Origin of the sequence: Hahella ganghwensis DSM 17046 (genome assembly GCF_000376785.1) — a bacterium.
GTDB classification, from domain to species: domain Bacteria; phylum Pseudomonadota; class Gammaproteobacteria; order Pseudomonadales; family Oleiphilaceae; genus Hahella; species Hahella ganghwensis.
The window spans coordinates 34,158-57,002 of the sequence record NZ_AQXX01000134.1 but is presented as its reverse complement, the minus strand read 5'-3'; the positions used below and the strand labels follow the sequence as shown (position 1 = coordinate 57,002).

Below are 22,845 nucleotides of genomic sequence, written 5' to 3'. Positions count from 1 at the left end.
GCGAACCTACCTGACTACTTTATTGCTGCCACCTGCCTTTCAGGCAGGCGACAGCATGCAATTAGCTACTTAGTATAGACAGCTAATTCAGCAACGACCGTAACAGTAAAATTTATTTTAGTTATAGCTATTATTTATAGCTTTTTTAATAATTATGTGGCGCGTTGTAACAGCATATTCCGGATGTGACCAATCGCCCGGGTTGGGTTCAACCCTTTTGGACACACGCTAACACAGTTCATGATACCTCTGCAGCGGAACACGCTAAATGGATCATCAAGTCCGGCCAGTCGCTCGTCAGTCGCCGTATCCCGACTATCCGCAAGGAAGCGATAAGCCTGCAGCAATCCCGCAGGACCTACAAACTTATCAGGATTCCACCAGAAAGATGGACAAGACGTTGAACAACATGCGCACAGGATACACTCATACAAGCCATCAAGCTTGGAGCGATCTTCCGGAGTCTGCAGACGCTCAATCGCCGGTGCCGGCGAATTGTTCTGCAAATAAGGCTTAATCTTCTCGTATTGCTGATAGAACAGTGACATATCAACAACCAAGTCCCGAATAACCGGCAAACCAGGCAAAGGGCGCAACACCAACTTGTTGTCCTTCACCACCTGAGACAGTGAAGTAATACACGCCAGTCCGTTTTTGCCATTCATATTCATACCATCAGAACCGCAAACCCCTTCGCGGCATGAACGACGATATGCCAGCGTGGAGTCTTTCTCTTTCAATAGAGCAAGAACATCCAACACCATCAGATCCTTACCTTCAGGAATTTCCAACTCCACATCCTGCATGTATGGTGCTTTGTCGGATTCAGGATTATATCTGTAGATACTTACCAACATTTTCTATCTCCCCTGTTCTCTTAATAACTACGTGCTTTTGGCGGAAATGCGTCCATGGTTTTTGGCGCAAAATTGACATCCCGCTTCCCAACACGTTTTTCCAGTGGGAAATAAATTGAATGTTTCAGCCAGTTCTCGTCATCCCGCTCGGTAAAGTCGTTACGGGCATGAGCTCCACGACTTTCCTTACGCTCTTCGGCTGCAACGGCAGTTGCATAAGCAACTTCATAAAGATTTTCAAGTTCAAGCGCTTCAATCCTGGCGGTATTGAACGCCTGACTCTTGTCTTCCAAGTGGGTATTCTTAACCCGTTCACCCAGCTCGTCCAACAGCTTGAGTCCTTTCTGCATACTTTCGCCATCGCGGAACACACCGAAATACAGCTGCATGGTGTCCTGCAGATCTTTGCGCACTTCTGCAATTGATTCGCCCTGACTGGAGGCGTCAAGTCTGCTCAGACGAGAAAGAGAGTTATCGATATCAGACTCAACTGCGTCGTCAGTACCGTAACCGTCTTTCAGCATTTTTTCGATATGCAGACCAGCTGCACGACCGAATACGACCAAATCAAGCAGAGAGTTTCCACCCAAACGGTTGGCGCCGTGTACAGACACACAAGCAGCTTCACCGCAGGCGAACAATCCGTCGATTTCAATATCATTGCCATTGGCATCCTGGGTCAGCGCCTGACCACCGATGTTAGTCGGAATACCGCCCATCATATAGTGACAGGTAGGTACAACAGGGATTGGCTCTTTGGCTGGATCCACGTGGGCAAATGTTTTCGACAACTCAACGATGCCCGGCAGACGTAGGTTCAGAGTTTCTTCACCCAGATGATCCAGCTTCAACAATACGTGATCTTTGTTAGGACCAACACCACGGCCTTCAAGGATTTCCATAATCATGGAACGGGCAACAACATCACGGCCAGCCAGGTCTTTTGCGTTCGGAGCATAACGCTCCATGAAGCGTTCACCTTCACTGTTAACCAGATATCCACCTTCACCCCGGCAGCCTTCTGTAACCAGAACACCAGCTCCGGCAATACCGGTTGGATGGAACTGCCACATTTCCATATCCTGTACAGGATAGCCTGCACGCAAGGCCATACCGATACCATCACCGGTATTGATCAGAGCATTGGTTGTAGATGCGTAGATTCGACCGGCACCACCAGTCGCCAATACTGTCGCCTTGGCTTTGACGTAAACCACTTCACCGGTTTCGATACAAATGGCCGTCACACCAACGACCGCGCCCTTCTGATTCTTAACCAGATCCACGGCATACCATTCATTCAGGAAAGTCGTTCCGCCACGCAGATTACCCTGATACAGGGTATGCAGAAGAGCATGACCGGTACGGTCTGCGGCTGCACAGGTACGGGCAGCCTGACCACCCTTACCGAAATCTTTTGACTGACCGCCAAATGGACGCTGATAAATACGACCGGTTTCAGTTCGTGAAAAAGGCAGCCCCATATGTTCGAGTTCGAATACCGCCTGAGGACCGACTGAACACATATATTCGATAGCATCCTGGTCACCGATGTAGTCCGATCCCTTGACGGTATCGAACATATGCCAGCGCCAGTCATCATTGGGATCCGAACTTGCGATTGCGCAGGTAATACCGCCCTGTGCCGATACCGTATGAGAACGAGTCGGAAATACTTTGGTGATACAGGCCGTGTTAACACCGGATTCAGTTAATTGCAGCGCAGCACGCATACCTGCACCGCCGCCACCGATTACGATAGCATCGTAGGAAAGAGTTCTAACTTTTGCCATGGATTACAGCCCCCAAAGCGTTTGCACGCCCCAAATCAGATAGATAAACATCACCAAACCACACACCGCCTGACTGAGAAATCGCATCAAGCCGTCTTTAATATAGTCTGTGGTAATCGTCCAAAGACCAATCCAGGCATGCGCACCAAGCGCAATCAAAGCGAGGAGTGAAAAAATTCTGATCCAGGTTTTTTCAAACAGTGAGGACCATACCTCATAGGTCAAGTCAGGTGTAAACAGAACCAGACCGACCATAAATGCTGTATACAGGGCCAACACGACCGCCGATACACGCTGCACCATCCAATCGTAGGCGCCGCTACGTCCAAAGTTAGTTACACTGGTTACCATACCCATACTCCTGCCAAAACAATCAGTACAACCGAGGCGGCAATCACGATCTTGGCGAACAGACGCGCACCTTCCAGATCTTCACCGATGCCGGCATCCATCACCAGATGCTTGATACCAGCCACAAAATGATATGCGAGTGCGGCCAGGATGCCCCAGAGAATCAGTTTGGCCAGGAAGCCATCCAGAACAGCCAACAAGCTGTTAAAGCTCTGCTCGCTTTCAAGGGACATATCCAGCCCCCAAAGCAAAAACGCTATGGCAACAAAAATGATAACACCGGATATACGATGAAGAATTGAAGTTATAGCAGGTAGAGGAAAATGAAACTTGGTTAAGTCTAAATTGACAGGTCTTTTGCTATTCACAGCCGCTTCACACTCGATTATTTATGCCGCAAGAGACAAACACCTCTTCCGGGCGTTATAAGAATGGACCTTTGCGATGGCAAGAGCCTAAAGGGCTTCCAGGCTCCGCTTACGGGTTGCAGATTATAGGTTCACGACTATCAAATTACAAACACAACAAGCCTTTATCTAGCCCTAAGTATAAATATGATGTTTTTTTACCCCAACCGAATGCGACACTGTTTTATTTTTAACCAGAACCACCCGATATCAATGAAAACAAACGAAGATATTGTAATCAGAATGTAGAAATTTGACGGCTGAACTCCCCATTTTTACTTAAAAAAGTGAGTTTTTGATTACAAGGTCTTAAAAAAACTGTGCCAGACCATTATTATGAGGCGGCTTTTACAAGGCAGAGACCAAGAAAACAAGAAAAGAGCGCACCTCTAATCCGGCAGTAGCTCGCATAATGCTAAGGTCCAAAATCAACAGCGCTTTGCTATGCATTCGCATTAAATCAAGTAGATATAGGAGAGCACCATGGCTGACAAGAAAGCGACGTTATCGGTCAATGGTAAGACAATTGAGCTACCTGTTTACTCGGGCACAGCTGGTCCAGACGTCATCGACGTGAGAGGCTTGGTACAAGAAGGTCTGTTTACATACGACCCAGGCTTTGTTTCCACTGCAGCCTGCGAATCTCAAATCACCTACATTGATGGCGCCAAAGGTGTTTTACTTCACCGCGGCTACCCCATCGAGCAGCTTGCAGAGAAGTCTGACTATCTCGAAGTTTGTTATCTGCTTATTTATGGTGAACTACCAACAGCAGCCCAGGCAGAAAAGTTCCGCAACACGGTTAAAAACCACACCATGGTTCATGAACAGTTGAACCACTTCTTTAACGGCTTCCGCCGTGATGCTCACCCCATGGCCATTATGTGTGGCGTTGTCGGCGCACTATCAGCGTTTTACCATGACACTATGGACTTTAGTGACGAGCTGCATCGCGAGATTGCTGCATTCCGTCTGATTGCCAAAATGCCCACTCTGGCTTCCATGTGCTACAAGTACTCCATGGGACAGCCATTCATGTATCCGCGCAACGACCTGGACTATGCGTCAAACTTTCTTTACATGATGTTTGCCACTCCTTGCGAGGAATACAAGGTCAACCCCGTACTGGCCCGTGCCATGGATAAAATCTTTACCCTGCACGCGGACCATGAACAAAACGCCTCAACTTCCACCGTTCGACTGGCAGGCTCTTCAGGAGCCAACCCGTTCGCCTGTATCGCATCCGGTATAGCCGCACTCTGGGGACCAGCACACGGTGGCGCCAACGAAGCCGTACTAAACATGCTGATGGAAATCGGCGATGAGGAACGTATCCCTGAGTTCATTGAGCGCGCCAAGGACAAGAACGATCCGTTCCGTCTTATGGGCTTCGGGCACCGTGTCTACAAAAACTTTGACCCCCGCGCCAAGGTAATGAAAACAACCTGTGACGAAGTTCTGAATGAACTCGGATGTGAAGATGACCCCCTGTTCAGAATCGCCATGAAGCTGGAACAAATCGCACTGGAAGATCTATACTTTGTCGAGAAGAAACTCTACCCCAATGTAGACTTCTACAGCGGCATCATTCTTCGCGCTGCAGGCATTCCTGTATCCATGTTTACGGTTATTTTTGCCATGGCCAGAACCATCGGCTGGTTCTCTCACTGGCACGAAATGGTCAGCGGCTCCTACCGCATTGGCCGCCCAAGACAGCTGTATACAGGACATACTCCAAGAGAATATCCCCAGAAGTGAGCAGCGCTCTGAAAAAACCGGAGCCCTGGCTCCGGTTTTCATTTACCACAACGACAAGTTACTATCAGCAACATCCATCAACGGACTTCCCCTCACCCACTATTGGGCATTATACTTTGTCAACCCGAAACCAGGCATACTACCAAGGCAACCCAATGGAAACGGCACAACCTTTACCACGCATTTGTTTTATCGGCATGGGCGTCATGGGCTCCCCTATGGCCGGACATCTGGCACAAAACGGCTACCAGGTAACCGTCTACAACCGCTCCCCTGAGAAATCGGAGCAGTGGTTCAAGACATACAATGGAAAGTTCATCCGCAAACTCAAAGATGCCGCGCAATCAGATGTCATTATTTCCTGCATCGGAAACGATGACGATCTCCGTATCACCTACCTGGGCAAAGAAGGCCTGATAAGACAGCTGAGCAAAGGCACCCTCATCATCGACCACACCACATCTTCTGCCGGTGTTGCCCGCGAAATCAGCGAGGCGGCAGCAGAGAAAGGTATCGACTTTCTTGACGCACCAGTTTCCGGCGGACAGCAGGGAGCAGAGAATGGCACCCTGACCATCATGTGCGGCGGCACCGAATCCGGCTTCAACCGCGCCAAACCTATTCTTGAAGTCTACAGCAAGGCCTGCGCCCTAATGGGATCCGCCGGAAGCGGCCAGTTAACAAAAATGGTTAATCAGATTGCGATCGCCGGACTGGTTCAGGGGCTGTCTGAAGCATTGAACTTTGCACAGATTTCCGGTTTGGACTGCCACCAGGTTATTGAAGTGATCTCAAAAGGCGCAGCGCAATCCTGGCAAATGGAAAACCGCCACAAAACCATGCTTGCAGACGAATACAACCACGGCTTCGCCGTTGATCACATGCGCAAGGATCTCGGCATCTGCCTGAAAGAAGCCAATGAACAGGGCGCAAGACTCCCCATTACCGCCATGGTTGATCAGTATTATGGCGACATACAGGACATGGGCGGCGGACGCTGGGACACTTCCAGCCTCCTGAAGAGACTTCAGCTTTTCAAAAAAGCCAACAATCAAAACGACGCTGAATAACTCTCTCCGGCTTACCCTGAAATGCTTACCCCAAAATAAGGGGAAGCGCATTCAGAGCGGGAAAGCCCAAACAAAAAAGGCCGACATATTCATGTCGGCCTTTTCTTTATCTCTAACCTGGAATCACTTTGACTTCGCTTCCCACTTCCCATCCTTAAAGAAAGCAGACCAACCGGTCGGCTTACCCTCTTTTTCAGACATCACATACTGCTGCTTGGTTTTGCGACTAAAGCGAATTACCGATGGATTACCATCAGGGTCCGCAACAGGCGCAGTAAGCAGGTAGTGGTACTTGCTGTCAATTTCCGCCTTGTGAGGAATCAACTCTTTCACCAATGGCGCTCTTGTCTCCCGATTACGAGGAAACTTACTCGCCGCAAGAAACAATCCAGAAGCCCCATCACGCAGAACAAAGGTATCTTCCACATTTGCACAAGCCAGCTCAGGCATTGGCACCGGATCCATCTTCGGAGGTGCCGGCTCACCACTTTTCAGTAACTTACGGGTATTCTTACAGTTTTCGTTGGTACAACCGAAATATTTACCGAAGCGACCATTTTTCAACTGCATCTCTGAGCCGCACTTATCACACTCAAGTACAGGCCCATCATACCCTTTCAGCTTAAACTGACCTGTTTCGATCTCAAAGCCTTCGCAGTCAGGGTTGTTACCACAGACATGCAGCTTGCGAGTGTCATCTATCAAATAGCTGTCCATCGCCGTACCGCACTTCCCACAACGGTGTTTCACACGAAGTGCATTGGCTTCCGCCTCGTCATCATCTGCGCGAATCACCTCATCACCGGGCACGAGATTTATCGTCGTCTTGCAGCGCTCTTTAGGTGGAAGCGAATAGCCCGAACAACCAAGAAACACACCAGTGCTGGCAGTTCGAATTTGCATTGGACGGCCACAGGAAGGACATTCAATATCGGTTTCCACCGCGATATTTGCCCTCATTCCTCCGTCAGACATCTCCGCCCGCTCTAGTCTGCCGCTGAAATCACCGTAAAACTCATTCAGAACTCGTTTCCAGTCCTCATCACCACGGGCAATTTCATCCAGCTCCTCTTCCATTCTGGCAGTGAAGCCATAATCCATCAGGTCCGAAAAGGATTCATTCAGGCGATCTGTAACGATATCTCCCATCTTCTCCGCATAGAACCGACGATTTGCGATCTTCACATACCCACGATCCTGAATGGTGGAAATAATTGCTGCGTAGGTCGACGGACGCCCAATCCCTCTTTTTTCCAACTCTTTTACCAGCGTCGCCTCAGTATAGCGAGGTGCAGGCTTGGTAAAATGCTGGGATGGATCAAGTTTCACCAGATCCAGTACATCCTTCACTTCGAAAGGAGGCAATTCAATTTCATCATCTTTCTTCGCCTGGGCAGGCAACACTTTCAGAAAGCCATCAAATTGAATTAATCGACCCCGGGTACGCAATTCAAAATCACCTGCTTCGACAGACACACTAGTGCTGATAAATCGAGCATTCTCCATCTGACAGGCAACAAACTGCCGCCAGATCAGGTCATAAAGCTTCTCAGCATCTTTCTCCAGGCCAGATATCTGAGATGCGCTGATGGCTATATCCGATGGCCGGATTGCTTCGTGAGCTTCCTGCGCCTGTTCTTTACTGGTATAGCGCTTGGGAGCCTCAGGCAGATAACTTTCACCATACCGGTCTTGAATAAAATCACGACAGGCATTTACCGCGTCGGCCGACAGATTGGTCGAATCGGTTCTCATGTAAGTAATATAACCAGCTTCATAGAGTCGCTGGGCCAGCATCATGGTTTTCTTGACGCTAAAGCCCAGACGGTTGCTTGCCGCCTGCTGAAGCGTTGAGGTTATAAAAGGTGCTGGTGTTTTGGTGACCGAAGGCTTGTCTTCCCTCTTTGCCACCTGAAAAGACTGATTTTCCAGTAACGCGACCAGTCTTTCGGTATCTTCTCTGTTTGTTGGACGGAAGTTTTTACCCTGGTACTTCGAGACCTCGAACTTGGCCTGCTGCTTGGTTTTGGCCAGATAGGCATCGACCTGCCAGAATTCTTCCGGCGTGAAAGCGCGAATCTCCCGCTCCCGCTCGACGATCAACTTCACCGCCACCGACTGCACACGACCGGCAGACAGGCCTCGCGCGATTTTGGCCCACAGCAGCGGAGACACCATAAAACCGACGACTCGGTCCAGGAAACGTCTGGCCTGCTGTGCGTATACACGATTTAAGTCCAACTCACCCGGGGTTTTGAATGCTTCTGAGATAGCCGTCTTGGTAATCTCATTAAAGACCACCCGGCGATAACGATCTTCATCGCCACCAATAGCCTCTTTCAGATGCCAGGCAATAGCCTCCCCTTCACGGTCCAAATCCGTTGCCAGATAAATTTCGTCGGCATTTTTTGCCAGCCGTTTGAGCTCTTCGACGACCTTTTCCTTACCGGGCAATATTTCATATCTGGCAACCCAGTCATTTTCGGGATCCACCCCCATACGGGCAACCAACTGCTCACGAGCCTTGCGCTTCTTGATGCGTTCGCGCTCTTCAGGATCCAGCTTACGCATCCTGGCTGCTTCTGCAGCGCGCTCCTTGGGTGAGGATTTTTCGCCACTACCACTCGTCGGCAAATCACGAATATGCCCGACACTGGACTTCACAATAAACTCGGAACCGAGATATTTATTAATGGTTTTCGCTTTGGCGGGTGACTCTACAATTACGAGCGATTTAGCCATAACAAGTGGTTCTTTACTCCGGGATTCAAATAGCGGTCATATATAAGTGCTTGAAGACAGCGGGTCAAGTAATTAGAACAGAAATCTCTCCAAATCGTCGCCGAGATTCCAAAACATTACACTGTGCGGCCTTGTACATCTTCCATTACATTCACGTCCGCACCCCACTGCACCAGCATGTTTTGCTGCAAAGCCGGCCACTATAAGTGGTTTGCGTTCAATTTTCTAACTTTCATTTTTCTGATTTAGGACTTTTCTGGCTCAAGCGCCTAAGACTACTGTGAGCAAAGGATAGACCCGGAAACGCTTCCTCTGCCACCTGAAAAATAAGGACAAACCATGAGACTCTCAGCAATCAACAGCGCATATCAGTAACAAAACTCAATATTAAAACCTATACTTTATCGGTAGTTATGGAATTACTGTGCAAATGATGGCACGACGCTTTCGGCTGAAACAATATGACAATACTCATCATCACATTACTTATTATTCTAATTGCCTCGATCGTTATCAGCGGCATTGTGTATTCCCGGCAGCAGGCACTCGCGTATAAGCAAGGGCAGATCAAGCTCAATAGACAAAAATATGCTGAAGTTAACGCCCTACTGAAGTTTATGCTGAAAGTCGATGATACGCCCAACATCTCTCTGATCCTGGCGCACAATCTGGCAGACATCACTCAGGCATTGGTTAAGCTGGAAAAAAAGTCAGAAGACTACAAAATCATGCACGACAACGAACTCGCCCGAATACAATCAATCAGGCAAGGCAAATTGTGCCCACAGAACCAGAAGGCAGTGACTAACGACAATCAACTCAGCGCCCACTTGAAAACTCTTAACGATGTCGGGCATTTGTTGCAGAGATACAAGATTCGGGGGACGCTATCCCCATCCGATTACGAAGAGCATATGTATCATTTACAAAAGCTCGCTTACGAGATCGAGTTGAATGTCTACCTGGAACAGGCGCTACAACTGGAACAGAACAATGACACGCGCCGCGCCATCAATCGCCTCAAACAAGCTCGACAGACCATCAAACGAACAAGAGTGGAACTTCCAGACAAGAACGATAGGATTCGCGAATTGACTGAAAAAATCGAAAGTCTCCAAAAACAAGGCACAACGGCACGACCCAGCGAAGGGAAAGATTCCCCCAATCGCCAGGAAAACACACCTAATCATTAAGACTTTAAATCCAGCCATTAAGGCCGCACTTCGAGCTAGAAGTAATATTCTGTCGATACAATTTTCAAGACAAAAAAATCCCCGCCGAAGCGGGGATTCTCAACTCAATCAAAAAGATCAGAGGCGTTCCCAGACAGTCGCGATTCCCTGCCCAAGACCAATACACATGGTGGATACACCCAGTGTACCGCCCTTCTCTGCCATCACATTCAACAAGGTGGTGGAGATTCTGGCACCGGAACAGCCCAGAGGATGACCCAGAGCGATAGCGCCACCTTTCAGGTTGACCTTCTCGTCTATAACATCCATCAACTTAAGATCTTTGATTACAGGCAGAGACTGAGCCGCAAACGCCTCATTCAGCTCCCAGAAATCAATATCTTCCACCTTCAGACCCGCACGCTTAAGTGCCTTTTTGGTCGCTGGAACCGGTCCGTATCCCATGATAGCGGGATCACAACCAGCAGTTGCCATTGAGCGAATACGGGCAATTGGCGTCAAACCAAGTGCTTCTGCACGTTCCGCCGACATCAACAGCATTGCAGCCGCCCCGTCAGTTAACTGGGAGGACGTCCCCGCAGTCACGGTCCCGCTCTTCGGATCAAATGCCGGACGCAACTGGGAAAGACTTTCTGCAGTCGTCTCAGGACGAATGGTTTCATCATTCTCAATCAGCGCGGAAAAGCCATTATCGTCATGCCCCTGGATAGGAACGATCTCATTCTTGAACAGACCTTCCACTGTCGCAGCATGCGCCAGACGGTGTGAACGCGCACCAAACTCATCCTGTTGCTGACGGGAAATACCGTGCATTTTCGCCAGCATTTCAGCAGTCAATCCCATCATATTGGAGGCTTTGGCTGAGTATTTACTGGCCGCAGGATTGTGATCAAATCCTTGTGTCATGGGCACGTGCCCCATGTGCTCCACACCACCAACAACAAATACATCACCATTATTGGTCATAATCGCCTGAGCGGCGGTATGAATCGCAGTCATGGCAGAACCACACAGACGGTTCACAGTTTGCGCTGAAGCTTCGTGTGGGACCTTAGTCAGCAGTGAAATCTGCCGGGCCACATTGAAACCCTGCTCCAGGGTCTGGTTAACACATCCCCAAATCAGATCTTCCACCTCAGCCGGATTCGCATTTGGGTTACGCTCGAACAATGCATCGACCAGCGTTGCTGACAGGGTTTCAGCCCGCACGTTACGGAAACAGCCCGCCTTGGCGCGCCCCATCGGGGAGCGCACGCAATCGATGACGACGACGTCTCTTGGATTCAGACTCATATTCTATTCTCCGTCAATTCTCGATCAGCAATTAGCCGAAATACTTCTTGCCAGACTTGGCCATTTCTCGCATTCCATCAGTCGGGTGATACAGAGGCCCAAGATCAGCATATTTGTCAGCGATCTTACAGAACTCTTCAACCCCGATTGAGTCGATGTAGCGCAGCGCACCACCACGGAATGGAGGGAACCCGATACCAAAGATCAGACCCATATCCGCTTCCGCAGGACTATCAACGATGCCATCTTCCAGGCAACGAACAGTCTCGATACACAGCGGCACCATCATGCGTTCGATGATTTCTTCATCGGAGAAATCTTTTGCTTCACCTTGAACGGAATTAATCAGTGCTTCAACAGAAGGATCGATAACTTTCTTCTGCTTGCCTTTTTTATCCAGCTCATAAGCGTAGAAGCCTTTATCGTTTTTCTGACCGAAACGTTCAGCTTCAAACATCGCTTCTACAACGGTTTTCTCGCTGTATTTCATACGTTCCGGGAAGCCTTCAGCCATTACATCACCAGCATGCTTGGCCGTATCCATACCCACAACATCCAGCAGGTAGGCTGGTCCCATGGGCCATCCGAAGCGCTCCATGATTTTGTCAACTTTCTGGAAGTCCGCACCGTCACGAACCAACAGACTGAATCCACCAAAATATGGGAACAGGATGCGGTTAACCAGGAAGCCCGGACAGTCATTAACAACGATAGGTGTTTTACCCATAGCCTTGGCATAGGCGACAGTCGTGGCAATGGCTTTTTCGCTGGTTTTTTCACCGCGGATAACTTCGACGAGAGGCATCATATGAACCGGATTGAAGAAGTGCATGCCGCAGAAGTTTTCAGGGCGCTTCAGGTTCTTCGCCAGCCGGTTGATGGAGATGGTAGATGTGTTGGAAGTCAGAATGGTGTCTTCACGGACAACATCTTCAACTTCACACAAGACCATGTCTTTAACCTTGGGATTTTCAACAACTGCCTCAACTACCAGGTCAACATTCTTGAAGTCGCCATAGCTCAACGCGGGAGTGATCGAGTTAAGCACATCAGCCATTTGCTCTGGCTTCATACGACCTTTATCGACACGCTTGACCAGCAGTTTCTTAGCTTCTTTCAAGCCCAGCTCAATACCTGCAGGCGCGATATCTTTCATGATAATCGGCGTACCTTTCAGCGCTGACTGATAGGCAACACCGCCACCCATAATACCCGCACCCAGAACTGCCGCCTGCTTAACATCACCGGCAACCGGCTCCAGCTCTTTGGCCTTTTTCTTCAGTTCCTGATCATTCAGGAACAAGCCAACCAGGCTGGCCGCAACGGAGGTTTTCGCCATTTTTGCGAAACCTTTGGCTTCAACTTCCAAAGCCTTATCGCGGGTCATACCGGCATGCTTTTGCATTACCTTGATCGCTTCAACCGGCGCCGGGTAGTTTTTACCAGCCTGACCGGCCACATACCCCTTGGCGGTTTCAAACGCCATCATACTTTCCATGGGGTTCAGCTTCAGCTTGCCTTTCTTCTCTTCACGACGAGCCAGATAATCGAATTTACCATCGACTACCTGATTGAGAATCGCCAGGGAGGCATCCATCAACTGCTCTGGCCCGACAACGGCGTCAACAGCACCTTCTTTCAGTGCCTGCTCCGGCCTTTTTTCACCACCGGCACAAATCCACTCGATAGCATAATCGGCACCAATCAGACGAGGCAGACGCACCGTACCGCCAAAACCAGGAAAAATACCCAGCTTAACTTCAGGCAAACCGACTTTTGCCTTGGTAGACATGACACGGTAATCAGTGGACAAGCACATTTCCATACCGCCACCCAGCGCAATACCGTTAATTGCCGTCACAGTTGGATACGGCAAATCTTCGATATCGGAAAAAATTTGGTTAGCGTATAGATTGTTGGCAACAAGCTCCTCTTCAGGACCGGCAAACAGATCCTGGAACTCGGTGATGTCCGCGCCCACAATGAAACAATCTTTATTACTTGTAACGACCAGACCTTTCAGGTCCTGTGTTTTCAATTTATCTGTCGCTTGACGCAATTCTTCCAGCGTCAGACGATTGAATTTGTTTACAGACTCGCCTTGCAAATCGAAGGTCAGTACCGCGATACCATCTTCGATCTCTTTGACTGTGATGGCTTTACCTTCGTAAATCATCAAAGGATCTCCAAGCGTTGATTAGCACTGGTTTTGTTATATGCCGCGAAGCTCAGAAGCTTCCGCTTCCGGCCCGGGCTCCGATCAACAGATTCGTAGAAATCCTCCCCATCAGGATAACTCCTGGAGAAAAATTCATACGCTCGTTTGAATTCGTAAGCGACAACATGGATAAATTTGCTTCGTTTGTCAATTTTTTCTGGCTATTCATATGAAAATATTTGCAATACTCATTTCAGAAAACGCCATCAAAAACGATTTTTTCTTCAGTAAATTCAAAAACATAAAATTCAAATTTAACGGTAGGGAAAAGAAAAAACGTGAATAAGGTTCCCATTTTTCGCCCGATTATCTATGATAATTTCCGCCTAGACCCTTTGACCGATCACGGATTTAGGCCTATTTTTCTTTAATAAACCGACGCTTGCGTTCACTTCACTTCATTAAGGTATGTGACATTTCGGCTTATTAGTTGCAGGGGCAAAAGAACTTCCCAACAACCCATAATTCGGAGTCGTCAAACCTCTAGTCGAAGTATCCGGCATCACAAATACAACAACAGATCTGGAGTATTCCCGGCGCCACCGGGAAAGATTACGGGAGAGCGGATTTATGGATTATTCGGTGTATGACCGAAACCTGAAGGTTGTCGGGCTCTTTCTGAGCCTGCTAATTATCGCCCCATTGACACAGGCACTGACAAAAGAAGAAACAAAGCCCATTCTGGAGCACTTTCATCACTTACAGATTCATGCCTATCAGGCAATCAACTCTTATTACAATTTCAGCCTAAACCCAGGAGATAAAGAGCTCCACAGCCAGATACTCACTGAAATGAGTGATCTGGAGAATGCTCTTACCACTTTGGAATCCAGTGCGGGAATTGTCGATATTCAGGGTGAACTGGCGTCTGTCAATGAACAGTGGGTAAAGTACAAAGACCTGCTGAATACCAATATAGAGGACGCGATTAAACTGGGTTATCCAGATCTACGGCTGTTGGCTGATATGGCTCAGTCCAATATAGACTTGGTCGGCTCGATAGAACGAGCCTATGACAGAGCCCAGGACCTTTCCGGGTTCAAACCCAGCAACCTTGTCTCAGCCTTAAGAGACAGCAAACTGCTGCTGGTCAGTATGATGACCAAATATTCGGCCAGAAGCGCTTCCACTGTGTCGCAGATATTCCAGGGCGCAAAAACGGAAGAACCCATGGATGTGCAGGCTGACCGTTTTGATAAACGCCTGGCTGAACTGATGAAAACGGATTTGAACAAAGGCGAGTCTGCAAAACTGCTGGACTCTATTTCCACAAAGTGGAACTTTATCCGCAACTCCTATAAGAATTACAACGAAGACAACGTCTCCTATGTAGTCAACCTTTACTCTTATCGCATCATTGACGCGCTGGATGAGCTACTGAAGCAGAGCTCGTAACAAGCCGCAGAAGGGAAACTTTGTTACCCTTCTGCCATCTTAGTTAATTTATCCAGAGCCTCGTTGACCTTTTCCGGAGTTCCTCTCTCGGTCCACAGGAACCCGATCTCACTACTGGACATCAAAACCGCACACAGGCCTTCCACCTCATCGGAAAACCAGCTCAGATCCTTCTCGCCCTGAGAGGCCTCTCCTGCACAGCGCCATGCCCCTTGCTCACTCACCCAGACCTGCCTGCCACCAACACCCGGAAACTTTCCAAGGGAAAAATAGTAATAAGTCGATTCCTCTGTCTCTTTGCTCAACGATGAGTGAAGATCATTCAGGGTCTGCTTTTTCACTCTGAATCCTCGATTATATGCAACCTGCCTCAGCTTCATGCGGCGGCGCTCAGCCGGGCTTGGAAGAATCCAGAAAATTGATCCAACGACAAATCCCAACACAGCAAGTACGATAATGACAGGGGTGCTCACAAAACTCTCCTAACAAGGACGGCATGAAAAAACAGACGTTAAATATTCTATAATGACAGACATTACATCAGGGCAGAATTTTGCCCCAGATCACAACATACAGACGACAAAATCAGGAAACTGATATTAGACCTATCATCTGCGCTGGAGGATCGAGCCATGTACAACCACATTCTGGTAGCCCTGGACCTTGGAAAGGAAACAGATACCGTCCTGAACAAAGCGGTGGCATTACAACAGGTATCTTCCTGCAAGTTAAGCATGATTCATATCATCGAGCCCATCAGCTATGCCTATGGTGGCGACATCCCAATGGATCTTGGTGAAGTGCAGCAACAACTGGAAGACCGCAGCACCAATAAACTGGAAGAACTCAAAAACAGTCGCCAACTCACCAATACTGACTGTTCAGTACTGGTAGGCAGACCGGAAAGTGAAATCCATCATTTTGCCGAGGAAAACAACGTTGATCTGATAGTCGTCGGAAGCCATGGTCGCCACGGACTTCAACTACTGCTTGGCTCCACCGCCAACGGCGTGCTTCACGGCGCCAAGTGTGATGTCCTGGCAGTAAGAGTCCACCAATAATCTAAAGAGGCAGGGAATCATCAGACGATACCCTGCCAACCCAGACATCAGGAACTATTCCATTCACCCGCCTCAAAGCTGTGCCGCAGTTTCTGCAGTTGGCTCTCCAGCGAAAAAGTGACACTTGAAGCCAACGAAAAGAAACTCAACAACGCTTTAAGATTCGAATCCGCTTCACAGGTCTCATGTATGCGCTGCCACAACGCCTGATTGACTAATTGCAGTCGCCTGTTTCGTTCCACCAGCCCTTTCAACTCCCAATCAGGCTGTTCTTCCCGGGAGTCCCTCATACTAAAATATTGCTGCACGAGATAGATGGATACAGAGCGTAGAATAAACTCTTCATTGGTCGCAAACGGCATGTGATGCATCGCCATTGGCCTCAACTCTCCCAAAATTGGGCATTCACTGGTAGCGAGAATCAATCCCATCAACGATCTCAAGGCCTCTTCCAGCCCGGTACGCTTCTGATAATTACGTTCCCTGGTCGATACGATAACCTCGACCTTCTGGAATGCAGGCTCTTTGCTGAATGTATCAACAAGGCCCTGAATATCAATAGCCGCCGGGCAATATTGGTATTCAGAGGAATCCAGAGGACAATTGCTGCACTGGCAATGCTTCAACTCAGCCCAATCTGCGGCCTCCCGGTTTGCCGGTGGCTTGCTCTCACGATCCGTTTCCACAACATGATCAATTGAACGGCCGTCCTCTAGTCGGAAATCGTAACGAACCCGCATCTGTTTCTAATACTCCAAACGGTTTGCACACTTTTTTATTATCTTTGAAAGAAACTGCCTTTCGATTAAGTCTAGCTCTCAAATCAAATCCGTTTGTTAATTTCCGAAAATCACTTATCCACCTTTGTCAGCCCTGCATTTCCTCCAACTCCAACCATCGCTCCATCAGTTGCTCAAGATCTTTCTCCCGAGATTCTAAAAGCGCCAACCTTTCTGCCACCGTCTCATGGGGCTTTTCGTAAAATTCCGGGGCGCTTACTTCAGCCTGCAGCTCAGCCACGAGCTTTTCGAGATCCTCAACCAAGGACGGGAGCTGCTCCAGCTCTCTTTGAAGTTTATAGCTTAACTTTTTCTTCTGCCCCGCTCCCTTGTCTTTCTTCTCATCGCTATTCCCGGATGGCTTTGCTGACTCCGGTTTGGATGCTTTCTCCTTCGCGGCCTTCGCCGACTGGGCTTCAGGACGCTGCAGCAACCAGTCGCTATATCCACCAGCATACTCGACAACCCGACCATCACCTTCAAACACAAGAGAACTTGTGACCACGTTATCAAGGAAAGTCCGATCGTGCGATACCAGTATGATCGAACCTTTGAAATTCCCTAGCAACTCTTCCAGCAAATCAAGCGTATCCATATCCAGGTCGTTGGTCGGCTCATCGAGCACCAGGATATTTGCTGGTTGGGTGAATAGCTTGGCTAAAAGAAGGCGATTGATTTCACCGCCAGAGAGTGCCTTGGCTGGCGTTCTCAGTCGCTCAGGTGGAAACAGGAAATCCCGTAGGTAGCCGGCTACATGGACCTCCCGATCATTCAACGTGATAAAATCTTTACCCTTGGCAACGTTATCCCACACAGAAGCTTCAGGATCAATCTGCCCTCTCATTTGATCAAAATAGGCAACCTGTTGCTTGGTTCCTCGCTTGATTTTGCCGTCATCCGCTTCCAGTTGCCCCAGAACCAACTTGATAAAAGTCGACTTACCACAGCCATTAGGGCCAATAAGCCCGACCCTATCCTGACGCAACATGGTCCAGGTCAGATTATCAATAATTTTGTTATCATCGTAACCAAAGCTGACATTAGCGAATTCGGCGATTATTTTTCCTGAAGACTGCTCTCCACCTATCCGAAGATTGACCTGACCAACACGCTCACGCCGCTGCGTTCTCTCTTCTCTAAGCGCCTTTAAAGCCCTAACGCGTCCCTCGTTCCGAGTTCGACGGGCCTTGATTCCCTGCCGAATCCAGACTTCCTCCTCAGCAAGCTTCTTATCGAAACGCTCCCACTCTTTTTCCTCTGCCGCCAGTTGCTGCTCTTTCTTGTCCAGGTATGCCTCATAAGGCGCCGGCCAGGAGCTCAGTTTTCCCCGGTCCAGTTCTATAATTCGGGTGGCGATCTTGTCGATGAACATCCTGTCGTGGGAGATAAACAACAGCCCGCCGCGAAACTGAAGCAACTCATCCTCCAGCCACTGAATCATTTCGATATCCAGATGGTTGGTCGGCTCATCAAGCAGCAGTAAATTTGGCTCCTGCACCAACGCACGAGCCAAAAAGACACGACGCTTCCATCCACCGGACAGCTGCCCCATGGTTGTCTCCTGAGGTATTTCCAGGCGTTGCATCGCCGCTTCAACTTTTTGCCTCAGCTGCCATCCGTCATTCGCTTCAATCCGATGCTGAAGATGCTCAAGTTTATCCAGGTCCGCATGCTCAGAATCACTGACGAGCCTCTCATACTCTTTGAGCCATCCGCCTACCTCACCCAATCCATCTGCCACAACCTCAAACACCGTTTCTTCATCCTGAGACGGAACTTCCTGGGGTAGGTAGGCCACCTTTAGGCCGGTTGATCGCATGACCTCACCGTCATCCGGCTGGATCAACCCACAAATCACCTTCAACAGGGTAGATTTTCCTGCGCCGTTTCGACCGATCAGGGAAATTCTCTCCTGAGGCTCGACAACCAGTTCGGCTTTATCAAGCAAAGGTGCCAGACCAAAGGCCAGAGATGCCTCTTTAATTCTAAGTAACGACATAAATTCCAAATAATGAGTAAGTAATTAAGCTTTCAGTAAACCAGACCGCACATCAGGCGAGAATTTGAACTTCATCCCCGACTTTGATAACGCCTTGATTCAGCTGCACAAGATTCTGCCCGAAGATTACTCCAAGCTCATGTCGCCGATATCCTGCCAGCGTTCGCAGTGGTTCCTTCCCTTTTTCTGCAGTCTCCGGATCCACGGTTGTAAACACACAACGGCTACATGGTTTCACCACTTGAAACTCTACCTCACCGATCCTGACATGCTTCCAATGGTCCTCCTCCCAGGCTGCTGAGCCATTAACCACAACGTTCGGCCGGAAGCGTTTCATCACAATAGTTTCATCCAGCCTTGTATTCAATTCTGTCAGTGACGACTCATTCGTCATCAGTACAGGATAGCCATCACAAAACGGTATGCGCTGATCAGCGGCATAGTAGTCCCGATCCACCTGTCGAAAGCTGTCTTCCGGCATGTGTACCAACCTGACATTGGCCTCGAGGGCACGACTCAGCCAGTCATTGACCTCTGGCGAGGCGACGATGGCTTCTGCACGATCCTTCCAGATCTCCACCTCAACCCTTTCAGGTGCGTCCGGGATACTCGCCAGTTTCTGATCCCCGGCGGGACTGGTGATCATCAATCCCTCTGGAAGCAACTCGGTTTTAAACAAAACCATCTTGGGGAACTTACGCCCGGTGACGAACTTGCCAGCCTCATCAACAAGCATATACCGACGATCATCGGAAGGCCCCCACTCTGTGATTGACAACTGCTCAACAGATATGCCAGCGCAGGATTTAACGGGGTATAAATGCAATTCGGTAACACTTAGTGAGGACATGCAGGACTCCTTGCTCTAATCTGGGCTAGCAGTCTAAGCAGGGATAGTGGACAGAACAATAGCCAATACAACTTAAAATCGTATTTCAGCTAGCAGAAAACATTCACGAAGGGGGAAACATCAGTAGGTCGGAGGCTTTATGTTAAATGCCACACTAGCCAGTCTCTTTCAACCTGGACTCAACCACTTTTGCCAATTCATCTGGCTGAAACTTGGACAGAAAGGCATTACATCCGACCTTTTCAACCATCGCCTTGTTGAAATCACCGCTGAGAGACGTATGCAAAACCACAAACAGGTCTTTCAATCTGGGATCATTGCGTATTTCCGTTGTCAGCCTGTAGCCATCCATTGCAGGCATCTCTGCATCGGTCACCACCATCAGCAGCTTTTCAGGAACATTAATCCCTTCATCAGCCCATCGCTTCAGGAGATTATAGGCTTCCAGACCATTTTTTGCCGTTGTAACCTTAATCCCCAACTGAGACAAAGTTCCGATCGCCTGCCCAATAGCAACCGGTGAGTCATCAACCAACATAATTTCCTTGCCATGGGCAACCTGGATCAAATCCGTGGTCAGCACATCCGAGGACACCTGAATGTTGTATGGCTTAATGTCAGCAAGGACCCGCTCTACATCGATAATCTCCACAATTTGATCATTGTAGTGAGTAATCGCCGTCACATAGTGAGATTTACCCGCTCCCTGCGGCGGCGGGAGAATCTGCTCCCAGGTCATATTCACAATGCGATCAACACTCCCTACCAGGAAAGCCTGAACAGTTCGATTATATTCCGTGACAATAATAGTGGAGTCGTCATTGACCTCAAGCGGCTTCAGGCCAATAGCCTGAGCCAGATTTATGACCGGAACGGTAACATTCCGAATATGACTCACTCCAACCACAACAGGATGACGATGAGGCATTCTGGTCAGATTGGGCAGCCGAAGCACTTCTTGAATTTTGAAGACATTAATCGCGAAAATCTGACGAACCCCAAACTTGAACAACAACAGCTCAAGCCGGTTCTCTCCCACCAGCTTGGTGCGCTGATCAACCGTCTCCAAAACCTTGGACATCCGCAACCTCAATCATTTGTAACAGTTTCTTTAACTAGTTTAGACGATTACAGACATTCTTCCTCCTTTTAAAAAGGCTCGAAGAAGCTGTCCTTCAGCTCGAAACTCTTCCAGCTCCCACTCACACAAAAAGAATAGCCACACGGCCCAATAGATCAGCTCGGCCAACAAATCCCATCTATCGGAGCAATACCTGAAGATAAAACCAAGAGAGGTAATTTAAAGCAAGAAAACAAAACTGTGGGCTGCCCATCCAGACCTACCAGCGCCCGGTCGCAACCCAAAAAATAAAAAACGGGGTCGCCCACATCAAAGGCAAGATAGCCAGATACAAATGAGGAGGAAAATTTGGAGCAGGAAACGAGACTGCGGGGCTGGCCATCCAGACCGGCCGGCGCCCCGGTCGCGACCCAAAACAAAAAAGCGGGGTCACCTCTAACGGAGACAAAATACTTAGAATACAGACGAGGAGGATAATTTGGAGCGGGAAACGAGACTCGAACTCGCGACCCCAACCTTGGCAAGGTTGTGCTCTACCAACTGAGCTATTCCCGCAAATACGTTTGGCCAACACCTTTTGAAATAGACTGAATCGCCTATATTATTCAACCAGTTAGCCCGACAATCAATTGCTGATCACCGAAAACGAGGGCGCATTATAGTGACTCTTTTATCACTGCGCAAGCATCAAAATTCACTTTTTTACTGCTTTTTAAAAAATGGATCGGTCCTCAGGCATTAAATACATGCCTGGTTTCACCCAGATATACATCTTCTTCCGGGCGACTTGCCCTCTTCAACACCTTATTTCGATGCGGGAACCTGCCGAACTGCCTGATAACATCATAACGCGTGCGAGCATCCTGCAGATAAGCGTCGACAAAGGCTTTTTCCCGATCGCCACAAACTTTACCCAAAACCTCATGAAGCTGCAGACTTTGCTTCTGATCTTCCAGAACTTCCGAATGGGTCAATGGCAGGTAGAAAAACACTCTCTGCACTACTGACAGCTCCTGATCCACAGTTTCTTCCAGACCTCGCCGCACGTACTGACGGGCAACTCTATCATTATCGTATGCCATTGATGTTCCACGATAGATATGACGAGAAATCTGATCCAGAAGCACCACAATTGCAAGATAGCCTTCAGGTTGTTCGAGCCAGCGATCCAGCCCGCCTTCAGACGCTAACACCACAGTCGTCAGGAATCGCCGACGCAGCTCGCGATCAAACTTTTTATCTTCGCTGAACCACCGGCTCTGAGCCTGGGAATCAGGCACTCCCACTCCTCTATCAGGTCCAAACCAATACTGAAGAAACTCATCAGACGACCACACAGTGCTATGCACCTCTCATACTTTATTACCAGATGTTGATCCATCATCCCAACCAATGATTTGGCATTTACCCTAAATAATCAACGGGGTCAGCTTTTCATACCGGTAAAGGTATAATGCCATTTTTTAAACCGTCAACGAAACCAACAACATACAAAGCTCGTATTAAGGTAAAACCATTCATTAATACACTGGAGGCATTTTGCGCGAATCAAACCAACCCTGCCAATATGACCACACTATTTTGCTCGCGCACGGTAGTCGGGACCCGGAATGGGCAGCCCCTTTTAAAGAGCTCGAAAAACAACTGATCAATGACTTCCCCTCTGTCTCCGTTGCCTTTATGGAGCTCTCTACCCCCAATATCGATGAAGCAGTTCAGGAGGCCAGCGCCAAAGGCGCAAAGCGCATTGCCATTCTTCCTCTGTTCTTTGCTACTGGGAAACATTTAAAGTTTGATGTTCCGGCCATGCTCCCACCACTACAGGAACGGTTTAACGTCAACATTGATCTCCTCCCAGCCCTTGGAGAGCAGAGACAGTTCAGATCCATGATCAAACACTTGGTCGGAAGCCTATTATCAGAGCATCAGCAAGCAGATATTGGCGAAGCCTCCCAGCAGGAGTATCGTTAGAAATATCACAGATATTCAAGGAGCGAC

The 22,845-nt window shown here is 48.7% G+C and carries 19 protein-coding genes and 1 tRNA gene; 6 read left to right on the top strand and 14 right to left on the bottom strand.

What is annotated here, in order from left to right; translation table 11 throughout:
* Positions 1 to 152 precede the first annotated feature (152 nt).
* Genes F566_RS0123240 through sdhC form a run of 4 tightly spaced genes read right to left on the bottom strand, consistent with a single transcriptional unit; the run spans position 153 to position 3,369 of the window.
* Positions 153 to 857, bottom strand: coding sequence for a succinate dehydrogenase iron-sulfur subunit (locus F566_RS0123240; protein ID WP_020409431.1), 705 nt, complete (start codon positions 855 to 857; stop codon positions 153 to 155).
* Positions 858 to 877: 20 nt separating this feature from the next.
* On the bottom strand, positions 878 to 2,650 hold the full coding sequence (sdhA, locus tag F566_RS0123235; RefSeq protein ID WP_020409430.1) for a succinate dehydrogenase flavoprotein subunit: 1,773 nt from the start codon (positions 2,648 to 2,650) through the stop codon (positions 878 to 880).
* 3 nt (positions 2,651 to 2,653) lie between these two features.
* The gene (sdhD, locus tag F566_RS0123230) at positions 2,654 to 3,001 is read right to left on the bottom strand and encodes a succinate dehydrogenase, hydrophobic membrane anchor protein (RefSeq protein WP_020409429.1); all 348 of its coding nucleotides are present in this window, start codon (positions 2,999 to 3,001) and stop codon (positions 2,654 to 2,656) included.
* Positions 2,995 to 3,369, bottom strand: a complete 375-nt coding sequence (gene sdhC, locus F566_RS33810; protein WP_033416774.1) for a succinate dehydrogenase, cytochrome b556 subunit — start codon at positions 3,367 to 3,369, stop codon at positions 2,995 to 2,997. Before sdhC ends, sdhD begins: the two co-directional genes overlap by 7 nt.
* Positions 3,370 to 3,891: 522 nt before the next feature.
* Here sdhC and gltA point away from each other — a divergent pair.
* Together gltA and F566_RS0123215 are read left to right on the top strand one after the other, a co-directional pair.
* Entirely contained in the window at positions 3,892 to 5,166 is a 1,275-nt protein-coding gene (gene gltA, locus F566_RS0123220) for a citrate synthase (RefSeq protein WP_020409427.1), read from the top strand.
* Between the two features lie 155 nt (positions 5,167 to 5,321).
* On the top strand, positions 5,322 to 6,236 hold the full coding sequence (locus F566_RS0123215) for an NAD(P)-dependent oxidoreductase (protein WP_020409426.1): 915 nt from the start codon (positions 5,322 to 5,324) through the stop codon (positions 6,234 to 6,236).
* Between the two features lie 123 nt (positions 6,237 to 6,359).
* On the opposite strand, the gene topA is transcribed toward F566_RS0123215, so the two are convergent.
* Positions 6,360 to 8,978, bottom strand: coding sequence for a type I DNA topoisomerase (gene topA, locus F566_RS0123210; RefSeq protein ID WP_020409425.1), 2,619 nt, complete (start codon positions 8,976 to 8,978; stop codon positions 6,360 to 6,362).
* 461 nt (positions 8,979 to 9,439) lie between these two features.
* Between topA and F566_RS0123205 the strand changes: the two genes are divergently transcribed.
* A complete protein-coding gene (locus F566_RS0123205; RefSeq protein ID WP_020409424.1) occupies positions 9,440 to 10,171 on the top strand; it encodes a hypothetical protein in 732 nt (243 codons plus the stop codon).
* A 117-nt stretch (positions 10,172 to 10,288) separates the two neighbouring features.
* On the opposite strand, the gene fadA is transcribed toward F566_RS0123205, so the two are convergent.
* Both fadA and fadB read right to left on the bottom strand, forming a co-directional pair.
* Entirely contained in the window at positions 10,289 to 11,464 is a 1,176-nt protein-coding gene (fadA, locus tag F566_RS0123200; RefSeq protein WP_020409423.1) for an acetyl-CoA C-acyltransferase FadA, read from the bottom strand.
* A gap of 31 nt (positions 11,465 to 11,495) precedes the next feature.
* Entirely contained in the window at positions 11,496 to 13,640 is a 2,145-nt protein-coding gene (gene fadB, locus F566_RS0123195; protein ID WP_020409422.1) for a fatty acid oxidation complex subunit alpha FadB, read from the bottom strand.
* Between the two features lie 612 nt (positions 13,641 to 14,252).
* Here fadB and F566_RS0123185 point away from each other — a divergent pair.
* On the top strand, positions 14,253 to 15,077 hold the full coding sequence (locus F566_RS0123185; protein ID WP_020409419.1) for a hypothetical protein: 825 nt from the start codon (positions 14,253 to 14,255) through the stop codon (positions 15,075 to 15,077).
* Between the two features lie 23 nt (positions 15,078 to 15,100).
* On the opposite strand, the gene F566_RS0123180 is transcribed toward F566_RS0123185, so the two are convergent.
* Positions 15,101 to 15,550, bottom strand: a complete 450-nt coding sequence (locus tag F566_RS0123180; RefSeq protein WP_020409418.1) for a hypothetical protein — start codon at positions 15,548 to 15,550, stop codon at positions 15,101 to 15,103.
* 159 nt (positions 15,551 to 15,709) lie between these two features.
* Here F566_RS0123180 and F566_RS0123175 point away from each other — a divergent pair, with 159 nt between their 5' ends.
* Positions 15,710 to 16,138 carry a universal stress protein gene (locus F566_RS0123175; protein ID WP_020409417.1) on the top strand — a complete coding sequence of 143 codons (429 nt, stop codon included), beginning with the start codon at positions 15,710 to 15,712 and terminating at the stop codon, positions 16,136 to 16,138.
* 47 nt (positions 16,139 to 16,185) lie between these two features.
* Here F566_RS0123175 and F566_RS0123170 read toward each other — a convergent pair whose 3' ends face one another.
* The 6 genes from F566_RS0123170 to F566_RS0123140 form a co-directional block, all read right to left on the bottom strand.
* Entirely contained in the window at positions 16,186 to 16,878 is a 693-nt protein-coding gene (locus F566_RS0123170) for a DUF6901 family protein (protein ID WP_020409416.1), read from the bottom strand.
* A 127-nt stretch (positions 16,879 to 17,005) separates the two neighbouring features.
* Positions 17,006 to 18,916, bottom strand: a complete 1,911-nt coding sequence (locus tag F566_RS0123165) for an ATP-binding cassette domain-containing protein (RefSeq protein ID WP_020409415.1) — start codon at positions 18,914 to 18,916, stop codon at positions 17,006 to 17,008.
* Positions 18,917 to 18,968: 52 nt separating this feature from the next.
* The gene (locus F566_RS0123160; RefSeq protein WP_020409414.1) at positions 18,969 to 19,766 is read right to left on the bottom strand and encodes an MOSC domain-containing protein; all 798 of its coding nucleotides are present in this window, start codon (positions 19,764 to 19,766) and stop codon (positions 18,969 to 18,971) included.
* 154 nt (positions 19,767 to 19,920) lie between these two features.
* The gene (locus F566_RS0123155; protein ID WP_020409413.1) at positions 19,921 to 20,847 is read right to left on the bottom strand and encodes a chemotaxis protein CheV; all 927 of its coding nucleotides are present in this window, start codon (positions 20,845 to 20,847) and stop codon (positions 19,921 to 19,923) included.
* A 479-nt stretch (positions 20,848 to 21,326) separates the two neighbouring features.
* Positions 21,327 to 21,402, bottom strand: a tRNA-Gly gene (locus F566_RS0123145).
* A gap of 176 nt (positions 21,403 to 21,578) precedes the next feature.
* Positions 21,579 to 22,184 (bottom strand): DUF924 family protein, encoded by a 606-nt coding sequence (locus tag F566_RS0123140; protein ID WP_026180262.1) that lies wholly within the window; start codon positions 22,182 to 22,184, stop codon positions 21,579 to 21,581.
* Between the two features lie 202 nt (positions 22,185 to 22,386).
* Here F566_RS0123140 and F566_RS33805 point away from each other — a divergent pair, with 202 nt between their 5' ends.
* Positions 22,387 to 22,818 carry a sirohydrochlorin chelatase gene (locus tag F566_RS33805; protein ID WP_020409411.1) on the top strand — a complete coding sequence of 144 codons (432 nt, stop codon included), beginning with the start codon at positions 22,387 to 22,389 and terminating at the stop codon, positions 22,816 to 22,818.
* Positions 22,819 to 22,845 lie beyond the last annotated feature (27 nt).